At 30.6% G+C, this 13,434-nt stretch carries 15 protein-coding genes; 3 read left to right on the top strand and 12 right to left on the bottom strand.

The window, feature by feature from the left end; all coding sequences use genetic code 11:
• Nucleotides 1-141 precede the first annotated feature (141 nt).
• The 3 genes from RYK07_RS00485 to RYK07_RS00475 all read right to left on the bottom strand — a co-directional run bounded on the left by RYK07_RS00485 (nt 142) and on the right by RYK07_RS00475 (nt 2,872).
• Nucleotides 142-1,335, bottom strand: coding sequence for a protein kinase family protein (locus tag RYK07_RS00485; RefSeq protein ID WP_314851896.1), 1,194 nt, complete (start codon nt 1,333-1,335; stop codon nt 142-144).
• 59 nt (nt 1,336-1,394) lie between these two features.
• Nucleotides 1,395-2,399: a hypothetical protein gene (locus RYK07_RS00480; RefSeq protein ID WP_314851895.1), complete on the bottom strand. Its 1,005-nt coding sequence runs from the start codon at nt 2,397-2,399 to the stop codon at nt 1,395-1,397.
• A 146-nt stretch (nt 2,400-2,545) separates the two neighbouring features.
• Nucleotides 2,546-2,872, bottom strand: coding sequence for a hypothetical protein (locus RYK07_RS00475; RefSeq protein WP_314851894.1), 327 nt, complete (start codon nt 2,870-2,872; stop codon nt 2,546-2,548).
• Between the two features lie 155 nt (nt 2,873-3,027).
• On the opposite strand from RYK07_RS00475, the gene RYK07_RS00470 reads away from it, so the two are divergent.
• The 3 genes from RYK07_RS00470 (at nt 3,028) to RYK07_RS00460 (ending at nt 4,449) form a co-directional block, all read left to right on the top strand.
• Nucleotides 3,028-3,480 (top strand): DUF3290 family protein, encoded by a 453-nt coding sequence (locus RYK07_RS00470; protein WP_314851893.1) that lies wholly within the window; start codon nt 3,028-3,030, stop codon nt 3,478-3,480.
• Complete coding sequence (locus RYK07_RS00465; protein ID WP_399546148.1) at nt 3,480-4,109, top strand: DUF421 domain-containing protein; 630 nt, start codon at nt 3,480-3,482, stop codon at nt 4,107-4,109. The genes RYK07_RS00470 and RYK07_RS00465 overlap by 1 nt, the downstream gene beginning before the upstream one ends.
• A gap of 142 nt (nt 4,110-4,251) precedes the next feature.
• Nucleotides 4,252-4,449: a CsbD family protein gene (locus tag RYK07_RS00460; protein WP_314851892.1), complete on the top strand. Its 198-nt coding sequence runs from the start codon at nt 4,252-4,254 to the stop codon at nt 4,447-4,449.
• A 97-nt stretch (nt 4,450-4,546) separates the two neighbouring features.
• On the opposite strand, the gene RYK07_RS00455 is transcribed toward RYK07_RS00460, so the two are convergent.
• The 9 genes from RYK07_RS00455 to RYK07_RS00415 form a co-directional block, all read right to left on the bottom strand.
• Complete coding sequence (locus RYK07_RS00455) at nt 4,547-5,305, bottom strand: TraX family protein (RefSeq protein WP_314851891.1); 759 nt, start codon at nt 5,303-5,305, stop codon at nt 4,547-4,549.
• Nucleotides 5,306-5,445: 140 nt separating this feature from the next.
• On the bottom strand, nt 5,446-6,234 hold the full coding sequence (gene yghU, locus RYK07_RS00450; protein WP_314851889.1) for a glutathione-dependent disulfide-bond oxidoreductase: 789 nt from the start codon (nt 6,232-6,234) through the stop codon (nt 5,446-5,448).
• Between the two features lie 18 nt (nt 6,235-6,252).
• Entirely contained in the window at nt 6,253-6,783 is a 531-nt protein-coding gene (locus tag RYK07_RS00445; protein ID WP_314851888.1) for a DUF4865 family protein, read from the bottom strand.
• 74 nt (nt 6,784-6,857) lie between these two features.
• Nucleotides 6,858-7,493, bottom strand: coding sequence for a hypothetical protein (locus RYK07_RS00440; RefSeq protein WP_314851887.1), 636 nt, complete (start codon nt 7,491-7,493; stop codon nt 6,858-6,860).
• Nucleotides 7,494-7,671: 178 nt separating this feature from the next.
• Nucleotides 7,672-8,487: an endonuclease/exonuclease/phosphatase family protein gene (locus RYK07_RS00435; RefSeq protein WP_314851886.1), complete on the bottom strand. Its 816-nt coding sequence runs from the start codon at nt 8,485-8,487 to the stop codon at nt 7,672-7,674.
• A gap of 50 nt (nt 8,488-8,537) precedes the next feature.
• On the bottom strand, nt 8,538-10,718 hold the full coding sequence (locus RYK07_RS00430) for a PTS transporter subunit IIBC (protein WP_314851885.1): 2,181 nt from the start codon (nt 10,716-10,718) through the stop codon (nt 8,538-8,540).
• An 814-nt stretch (nt 10,719-11,532) separates the two neighbouring features.
• Entirely contained in the window at nt 11,533-11,730 is a 198-nt protein-coding gene (locus tag RYK07_RS00425; RefSeq protein WP_314851884.1) for a hypothetical protein, read from the bottom strand.
• Nucleotides 11,731-12,001: 271 nt separating this feature from the next.
• Nucleotides 12,002-12,346, bottom strand: a complete 345-nt coding sequence (locus RYK07_RS00420; RefSeq protein ID WP_314851883.1) for a hypothetical protein — start codon at nt 12,344-12,346, stop codon at nt 12,002-12,004.
• Nucleotides 12,330-13,133 (bottom strand): hypothetical protein, encoded by an 804-nt coding sequence (locus tag RYK07_RS00415; protein WP_314851882.1) that lies wholly within the window; start codon nt 13,131-13,133, stop codon nt 12,330-12,332. The genes RYK07_RS00420 and RYK07_RS00415 overlap by 17 nt, the downstream gene beginning before the upstream one ends.
• Nucleotides 13,134-13,434: the final 301 nt, after the last annotated feature.

Genomic DNA, 13,434 nt, shown 5'->3' with positions numbered 1-13,434 from the left:
CATAGTATAGCATTAATGCTTTAATATTTCCCCAACAAAAAAGTACTCTACGAAATGTAAAGTACTCAGTAATATTAGAAATTATTCTTTTACGGAATTAATCTCTGATTTAGTAAAACACCATAATTTTTTTCTAATTCATTATTTATTAATTTTGTAAAAATACTCTTTTAATTCTGCAATATTTTCAAATCTCTCAAAATCAACAGGATTATTTCCCTTATTCATAAATTCTTTTAAATTAGAGTAATCAAATTTATCCATTGACCTATATTTCCCTGTTAAAATGAAATATAGCAACTTACATATAGCAAAACCTTCATAGTAAAAGTTGTAATTTTTAAATCCTACATGCTGTAATCCAGTAAAATCATTAAATGCTCCTCTGATTTCTGTATTCTCTGAAGTCAATACACTATCATTTATTTTTACAATTCCAAAATCTGAAATCTTTATTATCCTGACATCTTCGTATTCTTTAATTAAAATATTTTTTGGTGAAATATCTCTATGAAGTATTTGCTTTTCACTTAAATATTCAAATCCTTTAATAACTTGAATACATAGATTCCTTCTCTCTTCAAAGCTAATTTTTTGATTGTTCGCTTGAATAAAGTCAAAAATTGAACAATCAGCATATTCCATAATATATTCATTCTTAGTTTCATCCATAGAATAAACTTCAAGAATATATGGAGATTTTAGCTCTTTCATTACTTTAAACTCTAAATAAAATCTCTCCAAATCTTTTTCAGAAATGTTTTTATTTGCACGTTTTAGTGCAAAATATTTATTATAATTTTTATCAAAAAATCTGAACACTTTCGCATAGGAACCCTTTCCAATTTCCTTTAGTTGAGTTTTATATGAAGACTGACTAGATATTTCAATAAAATCACCTGCTATAAAAATTGGAATATCATAATAAATATTAATTACTTCCATGTCTGAAGGAACAGCACTTCCACCAGATGAGGATAAAAAAGTTCTACATTTTTTTAAAATTTCATCGTAATATTCATCAATATAAATATTCTCACCAGCATTTTTTAATGTATTTACAAATTTAAAAGACAAGCTTATAACATTTATTAAAGCCCTACTAGATGCAGCCCAAAAGTGTTTTCCCCCATTGATACTGTCATTTAAAAGTCTTAGATTTTCAATTAACCTATAGTGAAGAGCAGAACATAATAAACATAAATTTTCATCAAACATATCCTTATAAATATTCTCATAATCTATTTCAAACTCTCTTTGAAAATACTGTAGATAATCTCTTTCAATATTGTGATAAGCATTTAATAGTTTTGTATTATTTCCTATATTAATCAATAATTTTTCCTCCTAACCTTATTAAGTAACTGTAAATTACATATCACTATCTTTTTTAATTATTTTTCTTTTATTAGTAGAAATTCCTCATATTTATTAAAAACAATACTTTTTTTAAGATGTTTAATAATATCATACTTGTAATTAAATTCTTCAAAATCCTTATTGTTTTCTAAGACAAATTGATATAAATCTCCATATAAAGTTGTATTTTCTTGTTTATAAAATGGAATCCTGATATTTAAAGTGTAAGTATCGTTATTTTTTATTTTTCTTTTTCCGCTTTTCAACATTATTTTATAGGATAGAATACAATTTTCATCTACAAAAACAGCAAAACATAAATCAGAAATACCTTTGATAATTTTAGAACAAAGTACTTCTTTTTCATCATTACATTGTCTTAAATCAAATAATACAACATCATAATCCTTCTTCTTCGAAATAGCCCCTAATCTAGTATAAAATTTCTCATCATCAATATTATAACTAGCATACACTGTGGATAGTTCTCCATTTAAACTTTCTGCTTTAATCGCAAGATGTTTTAATTTACTATTTTCCTTAAATATTGAAACATAACTCTGGAGATTGATTATAGAAGTACTTCTCACCTCTCCTGGTAACAATGTTTGTGGTGCAATAGTAAATTTTTCAACGGTTTGTTCCTTCAGAGTAGAGTCTTCTATGGTATTTACTGTTATTTTAACCTCATTTGATACGCCTTCTAGATTTCCATTATTATATGCCAATAGCAAATATTTCTGATTATAATTATTAATTCCAGCATCATATTGTATATCATAATAATCATTTGGAATTTTACTTATATTCTTCAAAACAATAGAAGATATCACTTCTTTCTTAACACTTTTTAACTTTAATTCATTATAGATTAAATTTGAAAAATACTCTTTTGAAGAATCCTTTTTAGATTTTGTTTTTCTACTATTGAAGATTTCAACCGATTCAATTGAAATTTTCTTTCTTTTCAGATATTTATCTCTTAAAATGTCAATAAAAAATCTTGACCAATCACTTAGAAAACTAATAAAATCACTCATTATTTTCCTCCTTCCCATCTTTTCATTTCGTACTCATAGTATAGCATTAAACCTTCCACATTTCCCTAACAAAAAAGTACTCTACTGAACGTAAAGTACTTTGATTAATCTATTTTATTTTTCCTGATAAGCTATCCTTAATAGATTTAAAGAATAAATATTAATAGAACAAGAAGTGCAACGATTTCTAAAATATAAGTCAGTGCTAGTATGAGAATCCAGTTTAGCAATACTTTAATATAAAAATTTTGTTTGATGAGTTCAATTTTTTTCCAATTTAATAACCAGACACTTCCAACAGCAGGGACGATGCTCCATTGATGTACTATTATCCATCTAAAAATGGAATATTCGTATTCTCCGTTTTTTTCAATATATAGATGAGCCATTTCCGATGTTGCTAATGCAGAAACTAAAAATACGATAGCCACCAATATCTTCTGCTTTAGTGTTAATGATTGTTTTTCTTTCATCTCTGTTTCACTCTTTCTTGAATTTTAACAAAAGTATACATAATTTCTTTTTATGAGTAAAGATTTATTCATAAAACGCCTCCAATAATCTAAAAACATTGTCCTTATATCATAAATGTCTTATAATAAATTCATTCAAAAAAAGGAGGTTCTTTATGAAATTTTATTCATATGAATATGTGTTAAATCAAATCAGTCAGCAAGATTGGGTAATGGTTATTCTTTCTGCATTACTGATTCTTATCACTGCATTTTTTGCTTTTAAAGCTTATCAAGATAAACGTGGTAGTAAGTTTCGTGAATTATCAATTATTTCAATTTTAACTTTAGTAGCGATTGTTTTGATAGGGATTTCTAATTTACAAAGTAATCAATCTTCAAATAATCAATTCCGTAACTCTTTGAACTTTATTGAAATTGTTTCAAAAGAATTAGGGGTTGATAAAGAAAAGATTTATGTCAATACTTCTTCTACGACTGATGGAGTTATTATCAAAGTTGGAGATCAATTTTATCGTGCTTTAAGTGGCTCTAATAAAGATAGTTATTTATTAGAGAAGATGGAGTTATATAAATCAGATGTTGAACTTGTGGAGGTTAAAAAATAATGAGCTTTTTTATTACACTTGCGATTAAGTTAGCTTTAGGTCTTATTTCTTTAGTATTTGTTATTAATTTAACTGGTAAAGGAAATTTAGCACCTAATTCTGCAGTAGACCAAATACAAAATTATGTTCTCGGGGGGATTATTGGTGGGATTATTTACAATAGTTCGATTTCAATTCTTCAGTATGTTGTTATTTTAATTATTTGGACTATTTTAATCTTACTATTGAAATGGTTAAATACAAATGTTGCAGTTATTAAGCAATTAATTGACGGTAAACCTGTATTGATTATTAAAAATGGAAAATTAGACTCAGAAGCTTGTCGTTCTAAAGGTTTATCTGCTGCAGATGTAGCTCTTAAATTACGTTCTCAAGGTGTATTCCAATTAAAAGATGTAAAAAGAGCTGTGATTGAACAAAATGGACAATTTATTGTTGTAAGAATGGGCGATGAAAATCCTAAATATCCAATTATTACAGACGGTGTTGTTCAAACAGAAATTTTAGAAACAATTGGTAAATCTGAAGAATGGTTAATCGAAGAATTACAAAAAGAAGGCTTTGATAATGTAGCAGATATTTTCATTGCTGAATATGACAAAGGTCAAATTAATGTCGTGACTTATTAATCATTAAATGGATGCTCAATAAATTGACTGAGCATTTAATTTGCTTTTAGAAATCATAATTTATATACTTTAGTTACTATCTAGTTTAATGATGATTACTCTTCTTTGAATTAGGTAAAATCTAATAAATGGAGGTAATCTCATGTCAGCAGAAGAAAAATTAAACCAAGTTGCTGGTTCTATCAAAGAAGGATTAGGTAAATTAACTGGCGACAAAAAACTTGAATCTGAAGGAGCTACTGAACAAGTAGTTTCTAAAGTAAAAGAAGTTGCTGAAGATGCAAAAGATGCTGTTGAAGGCGCTATTGAAGGTGTTAAAAACATCTTTAAAAAAGATTAATAACGATTAAATCTTTACAAATCAAAACACGCTCAATTTAAAACTGAGCGTGTTTTTTATGAATTTAATGTTTCAATCATGAACATATAATGATACTTTATTCAGAAATATCTGAAGTTGGATTTGTTTTTTCTTTCTTTTCTCGATGAATGAAATGAATCGCAATAATTGAGAATACCATCGTCCATTGAAGGCTATATGGATGTAAAAGAAAACTAAAGATACTGTAAACAAGGATTAATAAATATTGAATTCCTCTTCTTTTTCTAAAAATATAAAATAACCAACCTAATATTACCATCATTACTCCAGTATGAACTACAAAGAGACTTGGTAACATTAACATTACTGCTCCCACGATATAATACACAATAGCTTTCGAAAACGTTGGTTTCAAAAAGAACATTCCAATTTCAAATACTAAAAACGATAGAATAAAAGGTAATAAAATCATTCCTATTCCTTGGAACCGTAGAATATAATTTTTCCTTCCTAATTGTTTACGATACTTTCTTAAATAATCAGTTCCAACATTGAACATAGCAACAATTAGTAATGTCGTAAAGATATTTTTATAACTTTGCCATCCTATCGGTACAATAAAATGATTAATCAGAACATATCCAAGAGATAGCAACCAACTCAATAGGAGTAATCCAATCATTATTTTCTTTTTATTAGTTGCATGGTAGAAACTATCTGCAAATAAAAATAACAAAATAGGATAAACAATGCGACCTACAATTGACAAATAAAGTGAAGTATCCAAACTAAATAGTAATGGTCGAAAACTATCGAATATCATTAAGAAAATTGCAAAATATATTAATTTTGAACGATGTATAAAACTTTTCATAATTTCTCCTTTTTATTAAGATAATAGTTGAATGATAACAGTTAATTTGGGATAAGTAAATGTTTTTTGAAACAAAAAAAGGAATTAAGCCAGTAGATAGGACCTAATTCCTTTTCTAATTTTTTCTCTTAAACTACGAACTATAAACTCTTATATTCCACTTCTAATCCTTTTTGAACAGCTGGTCTACTTTCAATTCGTTTTGCCCACTCCACTAAGTGTGTATAGCTAGCTGCATCTAAAAACTCTGCTGAATTTTGGTATAGTTTATCTAATACTATGCGTCCATACCAAGACCAAATCGCAATATCCGCAATCGTGTACTCTTCGCCTGCAATATAAGGTCTTGTTGCCAATTCTTTGTCTAACAAGTCTAATTGACGTTTTGTTTCCATTGTAAATCGATTAATCGCATATTCAATTTTTTCTGGAGCATAATTAAAGAAGTGTCCAAATCCTCCACCTACAAATGGTGCAGATCCTGCTTGCCAAAATAGCCAATTTAATACTTCTGTACGTTTTTCAAATTCTTTTGGAAGAAACTGTTCAAATTTCTCTGCAAGGTATAATAAAATATTCGCTGATTCAAAGACTCTAATATTTGTTTTTCCTGATTGATCTAATAAGGCTGGAATTTTTGAGTTTGGATTTACTTCTACAAAGCCAGTTCCGAACTGTTCTCCATCCATAATAGAGATTTTATATAAGTCATAGTCTGCTTCTTTAATTCCTAATGCTAATAATTCTTCTAATAAAATTGTCACTTTTACACCATTTGGAGTTCCTAGAGAATATAATTGGAAAGGTTTCTCCCCTTTTGGTAATACTTGTTCAAAACGACTTCCAGCAGTTGGACGATTTATTCCTGAAAATTTTCCTTGGTTACTGTCTGCAGCACTCCACACACGTGGTAATTCATAATTGCTCATATTCATTCTCCTTTAATTTTACTGTTCTAATGATAAATGTAAAATTTCATAAATATTTGTACCTTCCATTTGTTCTGGAAGTTCTTCAAAGAAATAATATTCCTTACATTGCCATTTTTCTGGATTATAAACTAATAATTGACTCGTACTATGTTCAAAGGTAGTTGAAAAACTTAATCGTTCCATTTGAGTGGATTCTGAGATTTCTCTTGTTATTTCTACACAATAACGACTGCTATTAATGTTTTCCTTTTTCTCAAATGCTAATGGAATTCCTGTAGAAATAGTTTGCCATCCAAATGACTTCAGAATATTATCATAAAATCCATCCCATATAAATTGATTCATTCCTTCTGAATCTTTCCATAAATATAATGGAGCATATTCTTTTTTGATGTCATTTTTACTATTTTCTACAGAAATAAGATACGCTTTAAAGAGTAAATCTTTGAAGCCGTCCATTTTATATCCATTTTCTCGAACTCGTTCTCTAATGATGTTCATGTCAAACGAATCTGGTAATTTTATTTTATATTGCATTGATATCATATTATTTTTCCTTTCTAAAAAAGACTTTTATCTGTAGTATACTGGTTCCTACATCAAAAAGTCTCAATTTATGCTTATTTCAAATTATTCGCTCTTTGATTCATTTCATCTGCAGCACGATTTAAGCCACGGCTTTGATATTCATAAGCTGCTTTTTCATAACGATCAATGTCTTGTTGTCTTCTGCGTTCCGCATCTTGTTCACTTGCTAGTCTAGCTTGTTCAGCATTGAAAGCATCATTGTTGTTATTAGAGGGTGCAGAATAATCCCCACCACTACTATAGCTTCCAGAACCTGATCCAAATTCATTGAAAAGAATTCCAAGAGCAATGGCAAGTACAACAATTCCAAAAACAATAGCTAAAGCGACTTGTAATAAAAATGTAAATAGTAAAATTAAACCTGCACTGAGTAGTGTTTTTAGAATAAATCCTTTTCGAATTAAATAAATTTTAAAATAATCAAGAATCAAAACACTAACAGGAGCAAATACTAATCCAATTTTATGGAAATTTAACCACCCTAAAATTGAATTATCCGGTGCTGAAGGTAATTGAGCACTTTGGAATCCTGTAAGAGAGTTCGTAGTCACAACAGGGGCTTGACTTTGTTTATACCCAAGATACATTGTAATAGCTGCAATCACTGTATAAACTACAATTGTAATGATTTGTTGTTTACGTGTTAATTGTAAAAAATTCTTTATCATCTTTATACCTCACTTTATAGAATAACGTTATTTTACCGGATAATAAGTTTCTAGTAAACCATTATGAAGTTTTACAACATATCCCCACTCTATCCTTCGTTAATCCTAATTAAGCTCACATATCAATATCTAGGAATGTAAAAAAGGTTAAGATTCTTTCCTAACCTTTTTCGTACTGTTATTTCCAATTTAACTGAGCGTTTAATCCAAAGTGGTCACTCACTTGAGGACTATGATTCCCGTCAAAAACGACATGTAGATTTTCTACCTCTAACTCTTTAGTGGTAAATACATAGTCAATGCGGAGTGGTTCTGTATTTCCCTTCCATCCATCAATTTCTGGTGGAACGGTATAGCTACCACTTTTCTCTTTAGCTACTTCAAATGCATCTTGTAAACCTAATGGACTCGCTAAAATAGCTTGGTAACCTTCTTGACCGGCTGGATTGTTAAAATCTCCAGCTAGTAAAAGCGGTTTGTTTAATTTCTTCAAGACAGCTTCAAAACGTGCCCATTCTTCTTGGAAACCTTTATCCCACCAAGAAAGGTGCACACTAGCCACTGCAAGTTCCTTACCATCCACTACCGTTTCAGCCAAGGCAACTCGACGAGTATGATAGTCTGTTGGATCATCCACGTCTGATACCAAAACTTCTCTGGCTTCAATTGGTGTTTTAGATAAGATTGCTACCCCTTCATGGTAGCGATCATAACCGATATGATTATAAGACCAAGTCCAGTAATAATTTCTGCCACTTTCAGCTAATTTTTCTACCAAAAGTCTAACATAGTGATCTTGGTGAATTGGTTCTGCTGATGGCAAAGCTTTGTAGAAGTCATCAACTTTTACCTCTGGTGAAGTGATTTCCTGATTGACTTCTTGAAAACAAATCAAATCATAATTCTTGTCCAGAATATCTTGAAGTAAAAGATTGAATTTTTCTTCTGCTTCTTTCTCCATCCAGCTATGAGTATTCAGTGTTAAAAATTTCATATTTTTCTCCTAAAATAAGAGGTTGGAAAAAGATTCCAACCTCAAGACTATTATAATTCTACTTTAGCAACTACTGTGTTAGCTGCAAGAGTACCTGTTTGTTCTAATTTAACTGAATGAATCGCATCAGCATTTGTAAAGACAACAATTGTTGAAGTTTCACGACCTGCTGCACGAATTGCATCCAAGTCAGCTGTAACAAGTAAATCACCTGCTGCAACTTTTTGTCCTTCAGCAACATGAACGGTAAATGGTTTTCCTTCAAGACTTACTGTGTCTAATCCAATGTGAACAAGTACTTCAAGACCTGCTTCAGTCACAAGACCAAGAGCATGTTTTGTAGGGAAGACACTTGAAACAGTACCTGAAACTGGAGAAACAATGTTTCCATTTTCTGGTTCTACTGCAAATCCATCCCCCATCATTTTTTGAGAGAATACTGGATCTTTTACTTGTTCTAATGCAATTACTTCACCATCTGCTACTGAGTAAACTTCCTCAGTTAGACCTTTGTATTGAACAGCATTTTGTTGTGCTTCCGTCATTTGAGTTGGAAGAGTTTCAGGAATAACTTCCCCTGAATCAAGGATATCTTGGATATCAGATTTCAATACGTCGGCTTTTGGACCGTAGATAGCTTGAACTCCTTGGCCTTTCATAACAAGACCCATAGCTCCTTCTGCTTTCCATTGCTCTGCATCACCGACTTTATCAGCGTCTTTTACAGTTACACGAAGACGAGTCATACATGCATCCACATCAACGATGTTTGCACGTCCACCAAGAAGGTTAATAATGTTTACAGCTTGAGAACCTTCTGCAACTTTCACTTCACTACTAGATTCTTCTGAAGCTTCAGCAGTTTCGTAGTTTCCGTTACGTCCTGGAGTTGCATAGTTGAATTTTTGAATCATGAAGTTTGCGATAAAGTACATAATTACTGCAAATAGAACTGTTACCCAAATGAAGTTAATGATATCCATACCGATACCAGCGCTAATCGCAATTGGTGTACGAGTTAAGAACTCGATTGAACCAAATGAGTGCATACGTAAGTTCACTACGTCAGCCATAGCAAATGCTGCACCTTGAACTAGTGAATAAACAAGATATAAAGGTGTTGCGATAAACATAAACATGTATTCGATTGGCTCAGTAACCCCTGTTAAGAATGTTGCTAGAGCTGTTGCAATCATCATACCTTTATATTTATGTTTCTTGTCACTATCAACATTACGATAGATAGCAGCAATCACACCCATTAAGATACCGAATGAACCAATCATTTGTCCAACTTTAAAACGAGCTGGATGAACAGTATTTAATAATTGTTGGTAGTGACTTGCATCTGTACCTTTAAGGTTTACAAGGTCTGTAATCCATGCAAGCCATAGTGGGTCTTGTCCAAATACTTGAGTACCTTTAGCTGCACCTGTTAAAATTTCATAAGTACCACCAAGAGCTGTATAGTTCATTGGGATTGTTAACATATGGTGAAGACCGAATGGCAATAGCAAACGTTCCAAAGTACCATATAAGAATGGTGCAAGGATTGGAGCATTTTCTTGTGAGTTAGCAATCCAGATACCAAAATTATTGATACCAGTTTGCACAAGTGGCCATAAAATAGAAAGTACGATTGCAGCAATTGCTGAACGAAGAATCACTACAAATGGTACAAAACGTTTCCCGTTAAAGAATGAAAGTGCATCAGGAAGTTTACGGAAATTGTAGTATTTGTTGAAAGCAGTAGCCCCTACAAAACCAGAGATAATTCCTACGAATACACCCATGTTCAATGCTGGAGCTTCCATAACACTGATGAAATAATCAGCAACTTTAATTGAACCTCCAAAGAGAGTTGATACCATTGCTTCAGGATCTTTCAACATAGCCCCTGATACTCCAAAGATAGTACCAGTGATACGATTAATTAAAATGAAGGCAAGTCCAGCGGCAAAAGCACCACCAGCACGTTCTTTAGCCCAGCTTCCTCCAATCGCTAGGGCGAACAAAATATGAAGGTTACCGATTACCCCCCAACCAATTTGCTCAAGAATTCCACCTGTGATTACAAGTGGTGCAAATGTTGGATTAATCATAACTAGTGACTTACCGATTGAAATCATCAAACCAGCAGCCGGCATAACAGCGATAACCACCATCAAAGCCTTTCCGAATTTTTGCCAAAACTCGAAAGACAAGATATTTTTGAATGTATCTTTCATCATTCAAATCTCCTTTATTTTTTAATTTAGGCAAACGTTTGCATTACCTATACAAGCATTATAACATTTTAGTTTTTTTTGTAAAGCATTTTATAAAATAATTCTATCAATTGTTAACAATTTTCAAGCAGCCTAACTACAGAAATATTCAGTTACTTGTTTCTTCAATTTTTGAACAAACCAATCTTATCATAAATAAACACGCCATTATGACATAAAATGGCGTGTTTTATTTCATTTGGTATTCTCATCTATTAATAAAACTAATAATTCAGTATTAATTTCATTGGATTTTTATTACGAAAAGCATTCATCCTTACATAATATCCCGACCATAAGTCACGAAATAAACGATTATTACTAGAATCAAAAGAAGAATCACTTTCATGATAATAGTTGTTATAAGAACTAGAACCCAACTAATGAGAAATTTAAAGAAAAAATTCTTATTCGTTAATTGAATTTTATAATGATTCCATACAAATACATTTATAAATGCGGGCAAAACACTCCATAGGTAATTTTTTATCCAAAATAAAATTGAGAAATCACCTCCTGGATTCATAAAAAAGGCTAACATCATCGTTATAATTGCAGAAACCACGAGGTTCGAACATAAAATTAATTTTTGCTCTGAGTTTAATAGTTTAAAATTTTGAAGCATATCTTTTCTCACTTTCGAAAATATGAACTCATTGGTCGAACTAAACTTACAGTCTAACATCACTGTTCTCCTTCATTATACTCCAATAATCAGACTTTTCTGAAGAAAATTTTTAGTTTCAAAATGCCATATGACAAAAATAACTTTAAAGCACTAAATCACTTCAATACATTTAATCCTAGTTTCATTAAATCCAACGTAGGGATGTTTATCGGTCTCAATTGTAATCTCATCGTATAATTCATCTTCAGTATCTAGTCTTCCAGTAAAAGTATGACAATGTCCTTCTAAAACATGACCATCCACAAATGTAACTCGAATATCTTTTCCTAAATATTGTTCTAAATTCATTTTAGCATTCCTCTCTTCATTCTCTTATCGTACAACGTAATTCTAGTATTTCTTAATTAAAGAAGTCAATCTCTTAACTGTCACTTCATAAATTCACACGAAACGTCCTTTTATTTCCTGAAATATTTAAGCTCCTAAACATATTATTTCCAAATATTTGGAAATAATAACAAATTACCTTCTCCATTTCTTTAATAAAAAAGTACTCTACTAAATGTAAAGTACTTACTTTATTCTACGTCTTTAAATTTTTTGACTCCTTATTCTTCCATTAAAAACTATATAACAGGTAGATAAATAAATAGAAAATAAGTACAAAGGAAAGTTCTATTACTATCGTAGCGACTATCGTTAGAAACCAATTCAATAATCCTTTAACGATGAAATTCCCCTTTATCAATTCTAGTTTTTTCCATTTCAATATCCAAACACTAATAAAGGCAGGAATAATACTCCAGAAATGGACTTTCATCCATCCTAAAATAGTAAAATCAAAATCACCATCTTTTAATATATGAATTCTAGCAAAAAACATCGTAATCAATGCTGAAACTAAAAAAACGGAAATTGTATTCCCTTTCTGTTCACGGGTCAGTCTTTTAAACTGTTGAATCATGCTCTTCCATTCCCCCTTCTTGATTTAACATGATACGATTATAGTAATATAACGGAATGATTGCAAATACCCTCATCCAGTCAAATCTAGATGGATATAAGAGAAAAATAAGTATACTAAAAATCAATAAAATTATAGCTTGAATCTTTCTTTTTTCTCTAAAGATATAAAACAACCAACCTAATAATACTACTGCGGCTCCACCTCCGACTGTTAAAAGACTAGGTGTTATTATAAAAATGAATGAAGCTATATCTTCTAACATTGGTGGAAAAGCTCTTACCCGTCCAAATGTCATTCCTATTTCAAATAATGGAATCGTTATAAGAATAGGTGTTAAAATCATTCCTATTCCTTTAAAAAATGAAGATACTGATTTATGTTTATAAGCATCGACTAGAAAATCCCAACCATAATTTAATAAACCAATGATAAATAATGTAGTGAAGATATTTTTATAAATGAGCCATTCAAACGTTCTAAAGAATGTAGCCCCCATATCATTAAAACCAAACCATGTTAGCAAACTAAAAATTTTTTGATTTATTAAAATGACAATGGGCATGACCACACTCATTATAAATAAGTGTAACAGAAATTTCTTTTTATTATTACTAGAGTAGAAACTATCTGCAAAGAAAAATAAGAGCATCGTAAAAACGATACGATCGACGATTCTTAAGTACGGTAATAACTTAAAATTAAATAATGATTCAATAATTGAAATAATGATTAAAAAGAATGTTGTGGCATATACTAATTTTGTTTGTTGTTTAAATAATTTCATAACGGTTCCTTTCCTATTAAATTTCATTTTAATTTTATCGTATATAAGCAATTCCGTAAACCATTTACAATAGCCACACAAGTGTCTTTACAAATTGACAAGTATTTCTTCCTTTGTTAGACTACAAACGTTGGATATCTTTTTTTAAAACCAAATTATTCTTGAAGTCAAAGTGATTGCTCTGTACTCCTATTCAAGGGAATCACTTATTGAATACTTTGAGAATTTGGTCTTGTATTTTTCGGTATCCAATATTAGTTCTAACATTCGGTGGTATGATTGACAACCGAAAACTTTCAAA

Source organism: uncultured Granulicatella sp., assembly GCF_963528315.1.
Taxonomy (GTDB): Bacteria; Bacillota; Bacilli; order Lactobacillales; family Aerococcaceae; genus Granulicatella.
This window is presented reverse-complemented; position numbering and strand designations above follow the sequence as displayed.